This is a genomic window from Hymenobacter roseosalivarius DSM 11622 (assembly GCF_900176135.1).
Lineage (GTDB): Bacteria > Bacteroidota > Bacteroidia > Cytophagales > Hymenobacteraceae > Hymenobacter > Hymenobacter roseosalivarius.
Genome location: NZ_FWWW01000047.1, coordinates 13,395 through 27,986 on the forward strand (window position 1 = coordinate 13,395; position 14,592 = coordinate 27,986).

The 14,592-nt window shown below is 51.7% G+C and carries 11 protein-coding genes; 4 read left to right on the forward strand and 7 right to left on the reverse strand.

Annotation, left to right across the window (positions count from 1 at the left end; genetic code table 11):
* Window positions 1-4: 4 nt before the first annotated feature.
* The 3 genes from nth to B9A24_RS04450 form a co-directional block, all read right to left on the reverse strand.
* Window positions 5-733: an endonuclease III gene (gene nth / locus B9A24_RS04440; protein ID WP_084443972.1), complete on the reverse strand. Its 729-nt coding sequence runs from the start codon at window positions 731-733 to the stop codon at window positions 5-7.
* Window positions 734-802: 69 nt separating this feature from the next.
* Window positions 803-1,033: an anti-sigma factor gene (locus tag B9A24_RS04445; protein WP_084443973.1), complete on the reverse strand. Its 231-nt coding sequence runs from the start codon at window positions 1,031-1,033 to the stop codon at window positions 803-805.
* Entirely contained in the window at window positions 972-1,607 is a 636-nt protein-coding gene (locus tag B9A24_RS04450) for an RNA polymerase sigma factor (RefSeq protein WP_084443974.1), read from the reverse strand. Before B9A24_RS04450 ends, B9A24_RS04445 begins: the two co-directional genes overlap by 62 nt.
* Before the next feature lie 716 nt (window positions 1,608-2,323).
* Here B9A24_RS04450 and B9A24_RS04455 point away from each other — a divergent pair.
* Window positions 2,324-3,616, forward strand: coding sequence for an MFS transporter (locus B9A24_RS04455; RefSeq protein WP_084443975.1), 1,293 nt, complete (start codon window positions 2,324-2,326; stop codon window positions 3,614-3,616).
* 110 nt (window positions 3,617-3,726) lie between these two features.
* On the opposite strand, the gene B9A24_RS04460 is transcribed toward B9A24_RS04455, so the two are convergent.
* Together B9A24_RS04460 and B9A24_RS04465 are read right to left on the reverse strand one after the other, a co-directional pair.
* On the reverse strand, window positions 3,727-5,208 hold the full coding sequence (locus tag B9A24_RS04460; protein ID WP_084443976.1) for an alpha/beta hydrolase family protein: 1,482 nt from the start codon (window positions 5,206-5,208) through the stop codon (window positions 3,727-3,729).
* 243 nt (window positions 5,209-5,451) lie between these two features.
* Window positions 5,452-6,930 (reverse strand): alpha/beta hydrolase family protein, encoded by a 1,479-nt coding sequence (locus B9A24_RS04465; RefSeq protein ID WP_084443977.1) that lies wholly within the window; start codon window positions 6,928-6,930, stop codon window positions 5,452-5,454.
* 257 nt (window positions 6,931-7,187) lie between these two features.
* Here B9A24_RS04465 and B9A24_RS04470 point away from each other — a divergent pair, with 257 nt between their 5' ends.
* Window positions 7,188-7,880 (forward strand): SGNH/GDSL hydrolase family protein, encoded by a 693-nt coding sequence (locus B9A24_RS04470; RefSeq protein ID WP_084443978.1) that lies wholly within the window; start codon window positions 7,188-7,190, stop codon window positions 7,878-7,880.
* Between the two features lie 198 nt (window positions 7,881-8,078).
* On the opposite strand, the gene B9A24_RS04475 is transcribed toward B9A24_RS04470, so the two are convergent.
* Entirely contained in the window at window positions 8,079-8,582 is a 504-nt protein-coding gene (locus B9A24_RS04475; protein ID WP_084443979.1) for a DUF1905 domain-containing protein, read from the reverse strand.
* A 185-nt stretch (window positions 8,583-8,767) separates the two neighbouring features.
* Complete coding sequence (locus B9A24_RS04480; RefSeq protein WP_084443980.1) at window positions 8,768-10,900, reverse strand: DUF262 domain-containing protein; 2,133 nt, start codon at window positions 10,898-10,900, stop codon at window positions 8,768-8,770.
* 268 nt (window positions 10,901-11,168) lie between these two features.
* On the opposite strand from B9A24_RS04480, the gene uvrA reads away from it, so the two are divergent.
* The gene (gene uvrA, locus B9A24_RS04485) at window positions 11,169-14,009 is read left to right on the forward strand and encodes an excinuclease ABC subunit UvrA (protein WP_084444051.1); all 2,841 of its coding nucleotides are present in this window, start codon (window positions 11,169-11,171) and stop codon (window positions 14,007-14,009) included.
* 68 nt (window positions 14,010-14,077) lie between these two features.
* On the forward strand, window positions 14,078-14,491 hold the full coding sequence (locus tag B9A24_RS04490) for a DUF2251 domain-containing protein (protein ID WP_084443981.1): 414 nt from the start codon (window positions 14,078-14,080) through the stop codon (window positions 14,489-14,491).
* Window positions 14,492-14,592 lie beyond the last annotated feature (101 nt).

Here is a 14,592-nt window from a genome sequence, read left to right on the forward strand (position 1 = left end):
TGTACTATGTTGTACTTATGTAACTGCCATCTGAATCGCTGGGGGGAAATTCGGGCTCAGTTAAGGAAACAGCATTATCAGTCGAGGGCAATCCAAAGTGCTCCGCGTAGTACTTGCAGAAATCAGTCAGGGGGCAAACAGCACATTTGGGCTGGCGAGCTACGCAAATGTAGCGGCCGTGCAGAATCAACCAGTGGTGAGCTTTCGGAATCAGCGTTTCGGGAATGTAGCGCACCAGCTCCTTTTCCACGGCCAGCGGCGTGGTGGCAGTGCGACTGACCAATCCCAGCCGATGCGACACGCGAAATACGTGCGTGTCCACGGCCATTGCCGGTTGATTATAGATAACAGAAACAACAACGTTGGCCGTTTTGCGACCGACGCCCGGCAGGCGCTGCAACTCCTCAATAGTGCTCGGTACTTCGCCGCCAAAATCATCCATCAGCATCTTACCCAAGCCGGCTAAGTGCTTTGCCTTATTGTTGGGGTAAGATACGCTGCGGATAAAGGGATAAACCTCCTCGGCCGAGACTGCGCCCAAATGGGCCGGAGTCGGAAACTGGCGTAGCAGCTCGGGCATCACCAGGTTTACCCGCTTGTCGGTACACTGGGCGCTGAGCACCACGGCCACAATCAGTTCGTAGGGGTTGGAGTACTGTAGCTCCGTTTGCGGCTCGGGGAAGTGCGTGGTGAAGTAGTCCAGAAAGCGACGAAACCGTTCAGCCTTGCGCATAAAAAAGAGGGAATGAGAATGAAGCAGCAAAATACGCTACTCTCGTTACTCATTCCCTCCGCTTCTCTTTTACGACGGCGTCAGAAAGGTGCGTGAATACTGTAGAATGGCTCGGGTGGTTGCGGCCCGCGGGCCACGCTGCAAGCTGTTGAGGCAGCGCTGAGCCAGCAGCAAGTCGGCACAGCGGGCAGCTAGATCAGCATCGTGCGTCAAGGCTTGCTCTACTTCCTGGCGCTGCTCATCCGGCAACTCGTTGTACACGTACCGGATCAGTTTCTCGTGGGTAAATGTTTTGATCATAGAAAACGGGTTGTGCGGCCATTTTTTTCCGCAGGTTGATAAGCGCGTAGCGCATCCTCCCCAGAGCGGTATTAATGCTGACCCCCGTTGCATCGGCGATTTCCTGAAAGCTCATATCGCCGTAATGACGCATAATAAGCACTTCCTTCTGCGCCGCGGGCAGGTCCTGAATTAATTCGCGCAACCGGGCATGGGTCTCTTCGCGGGTGATGGTCGCTTCCGCGCCCTCTTCCGCTAAAGCCAACGAATTAAAGGCGTGGCTTGTTGTATCAAGACTCAATAAAGGCTTACGTTTTTCGCGGCGGAAGCAGTCAATGGCCAAATTATGGGCAATGCGACAAATCCAGGAAGAAAACTTTCCTTCTTCATTATAGCGTCCACCCTTCATGGTGTGGATGGCTTTTATAAACGTGTCTTGCAGTAAGTCTTCGGCAGCGGCTTCATCGCGCACGATGAGCATGATAGTAGTGAAGACGCGGGCTTTATGCCGCTCCAGCAAGAGAGCGAAAGCATCTTCTTTGCCGGCTATGTAGAGCGAAATCAACGCGGAATCACTCGGCTGCATGGTTTCCATAAAGGCTACGGGTTAAGAGAACGTAGAGCTTTAGGTCAAATAGTGCAGTTTGCCGGTGAAAGAGAAGATTCTTATAAAAAGATAACTGGGAGAGTCAAATGTATAAAACTAGTTGACCAAATACAACGTGATAGAGAATCTGTTAAAATATTTTTTCTGAGCGATTCAAAACAAATTATTAAATATTGTAAATCAAATATTTATTATTTCTAGTTCTCAAAAACTAATAAAAGTAACTGCCACAAACGCCCCAGATACAAGCTAGTAGCGTATTGGCCACTGAGCAATAACAACACCGTAATGCCGCAGCTAACAAGATTTAGTAAGTAACGCCCGGTAATTCTGTCATTATCTCGTGCGCTCGGTCGATTTATTGTCGTAAGCAACCACCGCTGAAATACTCATACGAATCTGCGGGGCAACCCGGATTTAGTACAATAGCCAAGAGTATGACTCAAAAAAGCCCCCCAGCGTTTGATCTAGTCATGAGCCGTAATCAGAAGTAGTTATTCTATCGTTCACCACGCACCTCACGACGCTTCATTTGCCTGCTAGTTGTAGTTGCACAGCTATATAAAAAAGACTTCTGAGTCTCGTTTGTACTCAGAGCCAACCCATTAACAAACCTGGAGTAACAATCCTGCCGGTACGCAATATACCTGCTTTCCAGGAGGGTTGCGCTACCTTTGGCCCCGATTTCGACCTGCGTTTTTCCTATGTCCGTTCTTTCCCCTGCCGGGCCCCACGATCCATACGCCGCCCTGCGGCTGCCTGAGTTCCGACGCTTGTTGTCGGCCCGCGTGTGCATGACCGTCGCTACCCAGATTCAGGGGGTGGTGGTGAGCTGGCAAATGTTTCAGCTTACAAATGATCCGCTGGCGCTAGGCCTGATTGGCTTGGCCGAAGCAATCCCGAGTATTGTGGTGTCGCTTTACGCCGGACATGTGGCCGACTCGGTACGTCGCAAGAATATTATCGTGGCTGCCGTCACGGCTTTGCTTTTCTGCTCGGTGACGTTGTTTCTGCTCACCCGTCCTGTTGGGTCGTGGCTGCTGGCCAAAGATCAGTTTTACACCCTGCCGCTGTATGCCGTCATTTTTGTCAGTGGCATCGCGCGCGGCTTTCTGGGGCCGGCCCTGTTTTCCTTCATGCCCCAGCTTATTCCCGACCGTGAGCGGCTATCAAACGCCATTACCTGGAACAGCACCACGTATCAGGCGGCTGCGGTACTCGGACCAGCTATTGGGGGGCTTTTATTTGCCAAGGCCGGCATCAATACCGCTTATGGTGTCGATGCGGTGCTGATGGCGCTGGCGCTGCTGCTGTACGGGAGTATTGCTAGCCGCGCGTTGCCCCCAATAGAAGGCGAGCGGCTAAATTTGAAGGAAAGTATTCTGTCGGGCGTGCAGTTTATTTTTAGCAACCAGCTGGTGCTGGCCGCTTTGTCGCTCGATCTGTTTGCGGTGCTCTTTGGGGGAGCGGTAGCACTGTTGCCCATTTTTGCCGACACTATTCTGCGTACGGGCCCCGAAGGGCTGGGCTACCTGCGTGCCGCCCCGGCCGTGGGGTCGGTGCTGATGGCTGTGCTGATGACCTACTACCCGCTGAGGCGTCAGGCCGGGCGCAAGCTATTGTGGGCCGTGGCCGGCTTTGGCGTCGCGACCATTTGCTTCGCGCTGTCGCGTAATTTCTGGCTGTCCTTAGTATTGCTGTTCCTCACTGGTGCCTTCGATGCCGTCTCAGTTATCGTCCGCTCTACGCTGTTGCATACCTTCACGCCAGAACACATGAAAGGCCGCGTATCGGCCGTGAACAATATTTTTATCGGTTCATCCAACGAAATCGGCTCCTTCGAATCAGGGGCAGCAGCCCGACTTATGGGTGTGGTGCCGTCCGTCATATTTGGTGGCGCTATGACGCTATTGGTAGTGGGAATCACTGCTATTAAAGCCGATAAGCTACGTCGCCTAGACCTGACACCTGAGCCCAAGCCGGTTGCAGCAGTCTAGATATTGAAGTGCGCTTATAAGCTTACAAACGAAACTTGCTCAACCTTTTCTACGTGCATTATCTGCGCCGAGGAGAGGCTGAGCAAGCTCATGTTAGAAAGCCAAAAACGCTACCGGCTAGCCTGGCTCCTTGGCTGCTTAGAGAAATTGGGCTTCAGACGTTTAAAAAAAGCAGTGTGCGCCGCTAGCTTTTTAGTATCGGGCTGCCCGTTGCGCTCCATTACCCACTCACGGATGGTATCCAAAGCCTTAGGTGAGAAAGCAGGTTGTTGCTCACCATTGACTATGGGCCACTCTTTAGGGTCAGGCTGAAAGGAGTGGTTGACGCCTGCCAGCTTGTGTACGGTTACATCACGGTTGCCACTAAGGCCTTTCGATAAGATGGAAAGGTTCGTGCGAGCCGCTACCTGTAAGTCGTCCAGGCCGTTCAGGGCCAACACGGGGCACTTTACGCCGGATAATTTGTGGGTAGGGTTGAAATCCATGAAGTAGCGTGACCAGGGCGTAGTGAGCTGAATGGCGCGGGCTTTCGCCATCAGGGGATCGATATTCGTGTTGTTCAACCGCAGAATGCCGGCCAGTTTTGCTCGGGCCTGTGCATCATCGGGCGTCTGGCGGATCACTTCCACCATACGATTGTGAAGCTCTACGGCCGCTTGCACCTGCTGGGCATCTGACCCGATAAGCCGCATAATCTCTACCTGCTGACGCAGGAGTACATCCCGCCCGGCTAAGCCGTAGCCCGCCAAGGATACCACGAAGTCAGGCGTCTTACTATGCTGATCAGCCGCGGCCAGCAGGGCCACGTTGGCCCCTTCTCCGTGGCCCAGCAAGCCCACATGCTGCGGGTCGATGAGGTTGCGCGAGCGTAGGAAGGTCAGGGCCGCTTGCGCATCGCCCACCAAATCGGTGGTAGTAGCGGTACGATAGTCACCGCCCGATTTGCTTACGCCCCGATCATCGAAGCGCAGCACCGCAATGCCGCGCCGGGTCAGGTAATCGGCCAATTGTCCAAACATGCGGTACTCCTGCTGCCCCGCATCCCGATCCTGCGGACCCGTATCAGATAGCAGAACCACTGCCGGGAAAGGTCCTGGACCTGCTGGAATGGTAAGCGTGCCCGCGAGCTTGAGCTTGGCGCCGGTATTTAGAAACGTAACATCTTCCTCACGATACGGAGGAGTAAGACGGGCTTTTTTCGCTACCGGCGGCGTAGATACTACCAGTTGCTTCAGCACGAGCGGAGCAGTAAGACCGGGTTGCTTCCAGGTTCCGGTCAGGGTGGCCGCCCCTTGGCCTACTTTGCCCACAAAGCTGCTACCAGCCTGCTCCATGCGCAGCGTCAGATCGTTGCCTTTAAGCTCAACTTCCACCGGCATGCGGTTCACCCGCTGCTTGGGCACATCAAGCGCCGCGTAGTAGGAGCCGTTAGTAAGCGGCATGATGGTGATAATCAACTCTAAACTGCCCCCCGGTACCTTCAATAGGCCTTTCCACTGGCCTTTTAGCGGAGTAGGCTCACCGGCTACGCTGATTTTGGGTAGCCAAAGCAGTAGGCAGGCTAACAAAGAAATGAATAAAGATTTCTTCATATAGTTAAAATAAACAGCGTTCTTAAAACCCGTGGCTGAGAATGTGAACTGACTATCTTAATCTGCGTTGAAAGTGTTTATAATAGATTTGAGAGCTATTACGGGATAATTTAAGACAAATATTTTCACTTGCATAATTGATATGCTGTTCAGCTGGCAAGGTGTCTTATACCGGAAAAAGATAATCTGGCGATTGGCTTGGTTTACTACCTATTGGTGGCCCTTCAATAAGTAGTTCATGTCTTACTTAGCTCGTTGAGCAATCCAGTCGCCCATCGCTTGCAGGGCCGTGGGAGAGAAGGTTTCATTGATGCCTTCATACTCGGTTACGGCACCGGTGGAAGCCGTCTGAAAAAGGTGGTTCAGGCCGGATAACTCCCGCACCGTTACGTCGCGGTTGCCGCCGGTTTTTAGAGCTTTTTCAATGGATTTCAAATTAGGCTCGGCAGCAACAAGCAGATCTTTGGAGCCATTGAGGGCCAGCACCGGGCACTTGATAGTACGCAGATTTTTGGGCGGATTATCCTCCAGCATATAGCGGTAGGCAGGAGTCGTCATCATGGCCGCTTTATCCTCAGCCAGCTTTTGCATCTGGGCGGCTTGCTCAGGAGGCAGCGGAATGGGCGGAATCATGGCCGGAATGAGGCGGGCCCGCGCATGCTTATTGTCGCTGATCTGCTGCACGATATTGAGTAAGGCCCGCTGGCGCTGCTCTACGCCAGCCAGGATTTTAGCATCATGGGTTTTGAGGCGGGATATGTCAAGCGTCTGACGCACAATCACCTCTGGCCCCAGCACGCCGGGCGTAGCCAGCAATACCAGAAAGCTGGGGCTTTGCGCTTTATTGGCGGCGGCAATGGCCGCCGTGCCACCTTCGCTATGGCCTACCAGTCCCAGGTGCTTGGCGTTTAAGTCGCGGCGAGTGCGCAGGAAGTCCAGCGCGGCCTGGGCATCGGTGGCGTAGTCGGCGGCCGTAGCGGTGGCCGAATTGCCCCCCGACTGTCCTATGCCCCGGTCGTCGAAGCGGAGCACGGCGATGCCGCGGCGGGTGAGGTAGTCGGCAATTACCCAGAAAGGGCGGTGACCAAATACGGCCTGGTCACGGTTTTGGGCACCCGAGCCCGACAGCAGCACGACGGCCGGAAACGGGCCGGCACCCTGTGGCACCGTGAGGGTACCCGCGAAATTGATGCCGGCACTTTTGTTCGCAAATCGAACTTCCTCCTCGCGGTAAGGAAACGGCCCCAGCGGCTCTTGAGGCCGTTTTGAATTCTTGCTTGCCACGGCTTTTGCAGGAGGCGCGGTGGTTGGTGTAGCCGCTGCCGTTGCGGCTACTACGGCGGTGCTTGTGCGCTGTAATAATAGCGGGAGCCGCACGCCGTTTTGCCGCCACTTACCGGTTATCAGGCCACCATTGGGCGCAATGCGGCCAGCAAAAGAGGCCCGAATAGCACTAGCCTGTAAGTGCAGGCTGTCGCCGCGCACCTCCACGCGCTCTACGGTAATATCGTGAGCGTTTTGGGTGGGTATGTCGAGGCTGGCCGTGCGCTTTCCATTCGTATCCGTGATATCGATCTGAAGCTGGAGTAGCTTACCGTTCGGTATTTTCAGGGTGCCGCTCCATTTGCCCCCCAGCGTCGGCAGCGGCGCGGCGCTCAGCGAGACTGCGCTAAAAGCAAATAGAAGCTGAAGGAAAAGCAGAATTGGGGTGGCAGGACGCATAGGATTGGGATAAAAATAGCTGACGCATTTAGGTGCAAAACGCCGGCCAGGGATACGAATAGTATAATCTTCTCGAAATTTTGCTACCTCAGAAAGCTATACTTCCTCTTTCCCAAGCAGAAGGCGCTAAAGTGAAACGCCTCTAAGCAGGTTAAATTTTCGTTGCTGAAAGTTTATCTGAGCTATTTGCCGCTATCAGCCAATGCTAGTTTAGTAGTACCTTGATCAAGCAGTCTCACTCTTTTCTGTCTACCTGTATGCTTAAGCCTAACTACCTGCGGTACAGCTTTACACTTCTACTGCTGTCGTGGCTGACGCTCACTAGTTATGCCCAAACAGCCCCGCCACCCGTGGCCCCAGCACCCTGGACGACGGAGCTACGCGAGTTTGCCCGTCAGGACAGCCTCAAAAAGCCCCCCATCGCCTCCATCCTGTTCTACGGCAGCTCCTCCATCCGCATGTGGGAAACATTGGCCACCGATTTCCCCAACCAGCCGGTGCTGAACCGGGGCTTCGGCGGCTCGCGCTTCCCCGATGCCATTCAACTGTTCGATAAGCTGGTCGTGCGCTACCGGCCGCGGCAAGTGGTGCTCTACGAGGGCGACAACGACATTGCGGCCGGCGTTACGCCCCAGCAGGTGTACGCGTCGTTTCTTACGTTTGAGAAGCTAATGCGCCAGAAGCTGCCCCAGTCACAACTGGTTTTTCTGTCCATCAAGCCCAGCCTGGCCCGGTGGGCGCAGTGGCCCCAGATGCAGGCGGCGAACAATCTCATCCGCCAGTATAGCAAAGCGCACCCCAAACAAGTGCGCTTCGTGGATGTAGGCACGCCCATGCTGGGCACTGATGGCAAGCCCCGGCCGGAGCTGTTTCGGGAGGATGGCCTGCACATGACCCGCGCCGGGTATGAAATCTGGACGCAGGTGGTCGCGCCGGTTTTAGCGAAGTAAGGAAGCTGTTTAAGAGGTCGTCCGCAATAATTTTGAACGTCATGCAGCGCAGCGCGAAGCATCTCGCCAGCGGTAGTCAGAATAGTAATCCAGTGGCAGCAGGCGAGATGCTTCGCTCCGCGCTGCATGACGTTCTAATAGCTTTCTAAACAGTCTTAAGAGGTAAAAAACACTAACTAAAGCAGGCTGGGGGGCTTTTTACGTGGGCGGCAGGCAACTCTTCGCGTTGGGGGGCAAATGTGCCAGCCGCGTGCAGGCGGCATCGGCGCGGGTTACTTTCTGGTCATCGGTGGGGGCGGCGGCTACCCAGGCCACCCAGGCCTGCTGGTGCGCGGCGGTCAGCCGCTCGTAGGCTGCCAGCGCGCCAGGTACCTCCGCCAGGCACTCCCGAAAATCGGTTTCTGATACGGTGAGGGGCGCCGCTTCCTCGGTGCGGAAGAGCACCAGCCGCACACTATCCCCGGCTTGCTTACCGATCTGCTGGCGAATAGCGGCCTTCACCGGCAAAAACAGCCGGCCCTTGCCCATCGACATCATCTGAGCCTCCGGCAACTCAAACGCATCAATGCGCCCGCTCACCCGCAGCGTGTTAAAATACGTTTTGGGGCCAGATTCAAACCACGGTACGGGCGCGTAGGTCCAGCCGCCTTTGCCGGCAAACCGTTCCAGCGTCACATCCGCGTTGATGATTTCGATGGGCATGAGTTAGGTGGTTATTCTACGTCTTCGACTGGTTGTACATGAGGCCCACCGGCTATGCTATATAGACGTAAGTAGAGTTGCTATTAAAGGGAGATAGAGTCTTCGGTCATTGTGAAGCTGACTAACTTATAAGCGCTTTATAGCCAATTGAATCACTCTCTTGTCATAATTTGTACTTTATCTTCTTATTTGTTTCTCTGTTCAACATATTCGTCTGGATTCATAAAATCTAAGAAAAGTAGTTCTGCTTTTTCATTCTCACTCTCAAACTTTAAGTCCCATCGTTGCTCCATGAACTCTAAAAGTTTGAGTCCTCTATCCAATATGTTATTTGGATTCCATTCATCATAACCTGAAACCTCTATTTCTGAGTGAGAACCGTCCGCATACCCTTGTCTTAGTTTTTCTTTTTTCTCGTTGTATTTAGCTGTTTTCTTACTTGAGAAGCAATCGTTTTGTAAGCTGGAGTTTACGCTCTGCGAAAGAGGCAAGAGATTGCCTAGTGTTCCTTGAAAATAAACTTGCTGGGTTTTTTTATAATTATTAAAATCATCTTTCCAGCACTTGTTAGCTGGCGTTTGTGGATAAATATGTTCAATTGATACTTTGTCCTTTTCATTTTTAATAAAAAGTTTCCAATCTATTTTTTGGCTTCCTCTCAGCCTTACTTTTTCCATCTCATACTCATAAAGAAAATACCTTAAACCATTCCAAGAGTAGAATCCACCACCAGATTTGAATTTCTTATCTATGTATTTTTGAAAATAAGTGTACTCAAAGAAAACTTCTTTTGACTCTTCGGACATATAGAAGCAATAGTTCATTCTTTGGTTTAAAATTTGAATAATATTTTCTACTGTTAACTCATTGTCTCTTAGTTGCCTTGCTGCTCTGTAAAACTCACTATTTCGATACGTTGAAAAAGCCCTGCTTAGTCTAAACGTTATAAAAATGAATCTTTCAATTGCTTTAAATAACTGAACCCTTTTTTTGGGGTTAGTATTTTCGGTTAAGAATGAAGCTGTAATTAAAGGGCGAAAATATATTATTCCTATTCTATTCAATCGGTCGATCCAAAGACTTTCTTGGTTTGTTAGATTTAAATTATTGACTGGATTGTATGTGTTATACCAATGGACTGCTGCTGATTTAAGGCTATTTACATATTCTTCTATTTCTTTCGGTGACAGCTTTGACCTAAATGAGGTGATTTCTTCCTCTCCATTAATCTCAACTTCATCTAAGTCTGGCTCTTCATCGTCTTTGATTTCCTCAAATTCTTGAATGGAACTAAGCCTCACTTCTGTTTTGGCATAAATATTTTGAGGAGTGAATTTCTGCTCCAAGAGAAAACGTATGTAATCATCACCTTTTTCTCTTGTGTATTGAAAATACATTATCCAATGAGCCACCAAAAAATCATCGTCATTTAATGGATTTTGTTTATTACGTCCAAGTTGGTAATAAACCTCCTTCCATGCTTCATTTATCTTTTCTCTCAATGAATTGCGTTCATCATCTTTTAATTGGTTTTTGTCATACAAAGTTGTTAAGTATATAAGGCGGTTCTTTAAAAGTTCAAGGTTTGATAATTTCTTCCCTCTATTATTCATTGTTTCAAAAGCAACGAACACATCGAAATCATCACTTATTTCATAAACATTGAACATTAAGTTTTGGGTGACTTTCTTAAAAAGAATATCAATTTCTTTTAATCCATATTTTTCATAATAAATGTTTAAATTTTCTTTAAAGAAACTCTTTGCATTGTCGAGGTTCAATGTATAAAACGTCTCTTGAATTGTTCCGCTATTCGGTTCTTGAAAAATTCTATGTCTTAGAAACTTAAAGCTTGGATTATCTACTTCATAACCAAATTTGTGTGTTCTTATAATGAATCTTGGTGGCTTTTCAATTACTAAATACTCTTCTTTTATTGCCTTTAAGCTGAAAGATCCTAAATAAATTTCATTCTCTGATTTATTAATATTCTCTCCATTGTTAATTAGTAGTTCACAGATTGATTGAATAAAAATGACGAATGTTGTTAGCCTTTGTTGACCGTCAACAATATGAAATGGTTTAAAACCTCTATCCTCAATTAACCATTTTTCTTCGTTCCAATTAGTCCAAACTTTACTATCTACTTTTTTTAAGGATAAAAGTCCAGTATAGTGATACCTATCTATAGGAACATTTACCAAGTCTTCCCAAAAGTCTTTCAATTGTCTTGTGGTCCAAGCATAACCTCTTTGATAATCTGGGATTTTGAAAATCCGGTCTTTAAAAATGCTTTTTAGCGATTCTAATTCATTCATATCGAAGGTGTGTTTATTCGCGGTAGTAAATTTTAGTGTTTAGTACAACAGATGTATTATCGATACTCCTTGTAGCAGTAATACATTCTTGATATGCAAGATAGTAGCGTAAAGCATACCAACGGTAGCATTACACTTACACTGCCACCCGATGCCAGCGGTTGCGCAAAACAACTAGGGTTCCAACCCAGCCACCCTCGCCGTACCTTTGCAAATTCAAAACGCTGTGGACGAAACCTTCCGCCCGCTGCCGGCTGTTACGTTACCTATGCCCAAAACTGCTTCCCTCCAGGTGTCGGCCCCCGCGGACGACCCGATTGACGCGCTTGATCCGCGCGAGTTTATTCTGATTAAAAATGCCAGGGTTCATAATCTCAAAAACCTGAGCGTAGCGCTGCCGCGCAATAAGTTTATCGTGGTGACGGGGCTGTCGGGGTCGGGCAAGTCGAGCCTGGCGTTTGATACGTTGTACGCTGAAGGTCAGCGCATGTACGTGGAGAGCCTGAGCAGCTACGCCCGCCAGTTTCTGGGCCGCATGGACAAGCCCGACGTGGACTATATCCGGGGCATTTCGCCGGCTATTGCCATCGAGCAGAAGGTGTCTATTAAGAACAACCGCTCCACGGTGGGCACCAGCACCGAGATTTACGATTACCTCAAGCTGCTGTTTGCGCGGGTGGGCCGCACGTTTTCGCCCGTGAGCGGGGAGCAGGTGCGCAAGGATAACGTGGCCGACGTGGTCGATTTCCTGTTTCGCCTGCCCGATGGTACCCGCGTGATGCTGTTGTCTCCGCTGCTGCCCTCCGAAGAAGGCCGGAAGATGAGCAAAGAGCTGGATTTGCTCTTGCAAAAAGGCTACTCGCGGGTGGTGACCGAAGACGGCGAAGTGTCGTTCATCGAAGACCTGATTGGGGAAGGCAAACCAGAAGTGAAGGGCGCTGTGCACATCATGATTGACCGCGCCGTGATTCGGCCCGATGATGAGGACTTGCAGTTCCGCCTCTCCGACTCAGTGCAAACCGCCTTTTTCGAGGGCCACGGCACCTGCCTAGTGCGCCTCGACGACGAAACCCGCACCTTCTCCGACCGCTTTGAGCTGGACGGCGTGGTCTTCGAGGAGCCGAGCGTCAACTTCTTCAGCTTCAACAACCCTTACGGCGCCTGCCAGACCTGCGAAGGCTTCGGTTCGGTGCTGGGCATTGATGAAGACCTGGTTATTCCCGACCAGAACCTGACCGTGTTTGAGGGCGCTATTGCCCCCTGGCGCACCGATAAGCAGAGCGAATGGCTGAAGCCCTTGTTGAAAAACGGTATCCGCTTCGATTTCCCCATTCACCGCCCTTATAACGAGCTGACCGAAGCTGAGCGTCGCTTGCTCTGGGATGGCAACAAGTACTTTGAGGGCCTCGACGCCTACTTCCGCTGGGTGAGCACCCAGACCCACAAAATTCAGTACCGCGTGCTGCAAAGCCGCTACCGGGGCCGTACCACCTGCCCCGATTGCCGCGGCACCCGCCTGCGCAAAGACGCCCAGTACGTCAAAATCGACGGCCAGAGCATCACCGACGTGGTGCTGCTGCCGGTGAGCAAGGCCCTAGAGTTTTTCAACAACCTGACCCTGACCGAGCACGACGCCAAAGTGGCCGAGCGCCTCGTAACGGAGGTAACCAACCGCCTGGGCTACCTGCACCGCGTGGGCCTGGGCTACCTCACGCTCAACCGCCTGAGCAGCACGCTCTCAGGGGGCGAGTCGCAGCGTATTTCGCTGGCTACTTCGCTGGGTTCGGCGCTGGTGGGCTCCATGTATATTCTCGATGAGCCCAGCATCGGCCTGCACCCCAAGGACGCGGAGCAGCTCATTGGCGTGCTGCGCTCCTTGCAGAAACTCGGCAATACCGTGATTGTGGTGGAGCACGAGGAGATGATGATGGAGCAGGCCGACCAGATTATTGACATTGGGCCGGAAGCTGGTTCGGGCGGGGGGCATTTGATGTTTCAGGGCACTTACCCGGAGATTCTTAAAAACACTAGCACCTATACCGGGCAGTATCTGGGGGGCAAAATGGAGGTGAAAGTGCCCACCTCGCGCCGTCCCTGGCGCAACGCGCTGGAAGTAACCGGCGCCCGCGAAAACAACCTCAAAAACATCAGCGTGAAGTTTCCGCTGAACGTGATGACGGTGGTAACGGGCGTATCAGGCTCGGGCAAATCGACGCTGGTGAAGCGCATTCTGGCCCCCGCATTGATGAAGCAGCTCGGCGGCGGGGCCGGGGAAGCTACCGGCCGCTTCGACCGCCTCATGGGCGTAAACGGGCAGGTGACGCACGTCGAGTTCGTCGATCAGAACCCGATTGGCAAGTCGTCGCGCTCCAACCCGGTGACGTATGTGAAGGCCTACGACGCCATTCGGACCTTGTTTTCGGAGCAGCCGTTGGCCAAAGCGCGGGGCCTGAAACCCTCACACTTCAGCTTCAACATTGAAGGTGGGCGCTGCGAAGTGTGCCAGGGCGAAGGCCAGGTGAAAATCGAAATGCAGTTTATGGCTGATATCTACCTGACCTGCGAAAGCTGCAACGGCCACAAGTTCAAGCAGGATATTCTGGACGTGAAATTCCAGGATAAAGGCATCGACGACGTGCTTGATATGACGGTGGCCGACGCGGTGGAGTTCTTTAAAGGCCAACCCAAAGTAGCCGACCGTCTCAAGCCCCTTGATGATGTAGGACTAGGCTATATCCGTCTGGGGCAGTCAGCCAACACGCTTTCAGGCGGCGAGGCCCAGCGCGTAAAGCTGGCTTCCTTCCTGACCAAAGGTGCCACTTTACAGCAGGATAAGATCCTGTTCATCTTCGACGAGCCCAGCACCGGCCTGCACTTCCACGACATCAACAAGCTGCTCAAAGCCCTGAACGCCCTGATTGAGCAAGGCAACTCGGTCCTTATCATTGAGCACAACATCGACATCATCAAGTGCGCCGACTGGGTTATCGACCTTGGCCCAGAAGGCGGCCTGAACGGGGGGCATTTATTGTTCGAAGGCACGCCCGAGGACCTGGTGAAGCTCAAAAACACCAACCACACGGCGCGCTTCCTAGCCGATAAGGTGTAGCGCCACCAAACCAGATTTCTCGTAAAACGAAGGAGCCGCTACTTAGCGGCTCCTTTTTTATTGCAGCTATGATTTTAAGCGTCGAAGAAAAATTCCGAATAGGAGAGCCAGAGCCCGGTGAGAAAAACCGCCTAATCAGCAGCGAAGCGGTCAATAACGAGTTTCAGGTCCTCCTCGAAGACGATGGCACTACTGGCTACTTCTATGCTTTGCGCAATACAGGTGAATTAGAATTACTTGATGCGCTCCACATCTACAATGTCGCCGATATTGAAGATCGAGAAGTGCCAATAACTGCCCAGATTTTCTGGGACGAAGCCCAGAATACGGCTGTGCTGCTCATCAACGGCTCGAGCCACGCGCTCTATGACTTTCAGCGCCAAGCTGGGTTTTGTCGCAACGCTTTTCCGCCCGCCAAAAATGGGCAGCTAGGCTCGCGGGAGCTAACGGATGAGCTGGTAGATAAATACTTTGCGGCCTGAAGTCGGCTGGGGGGCAAATTGGGTGTCAGAACGATGTAGAGACGCATACTTGCGTCTCGTCGTTGAACGATAGTCGTCTGATCATCCTGGGGCACGAAGGA